The 522-nt window shown below is 56.1% G+C and carries 1 protein-coding gene; it reads left to right on the top strand.

The window, feature by feature from the left end; all coding sequences use genetic code 11:
- Positions 1-522 (top strand): thiamine pyrophosphate-dependent enzyme (locus E6C74_RS20950; RefSeq protein WP_240798234.1); only part of this gene is annotated, 522 nt, incomplete at both ends.

The following is a 522-nucleotide window of genomic DNA, read 5'->3' as shown; positions in this document are numbered from 1 at the left end:
GGTCACCCTGAATACGGTTACGCACCAGGCATCGAGACCACCACAGGTCCGCTGGGTCAGGGTATCACTAACGCCGTGGGTATGGCGATTGCGGAAAAAGCGCTGGCCGCGCAGTTCAATAAAGAAGGTCACGACATCGTTGACCACTTTACTTATGCATTCCTGGGCGACGGCTGTCTGATGGAAGGCATCTCGCACGAAGCATGTTCTCTGGCCGGGACGCTCGGTCTGGGCAAACTGATTGCCTTCTGGGATGACAACGGCATCTCTATCGACGGTCACGTTGAAGGCTGGTTCTCTGACGATACGCCAAAACGTTTCGAAGCATACGGCTGGCACGTTATCCCGGCAGTAGACGGTCACGATCCAGAAGCGATTAATGCCGCTATCGAAGCCGCACAGGCGGAAACCGGTCGTCCGACCCTGATCTGTACCAAGACCATCATCGGTTTTGGTTCACCAAACAAAGCGGGCTCACACGACTGTCACGGCGCTCCGCTGGGCGCAGACGAAATCAAAGCT

This window comes from Vibrio sp. H11 (assembly GCF_004804295.1).
Classification (GTDB): domain Bacteria; phylum Pseudomonadota; class Gammaproteobacteria; order Enterobacterales; family Vibrionaceae; genus Vibrio; species Vibrio ostreae.
The sequence above is the reverse complement of the archived record's forward strand: the minus strand, read 5'-3'. Positions and strand labels throughout refer to the sequence as shown.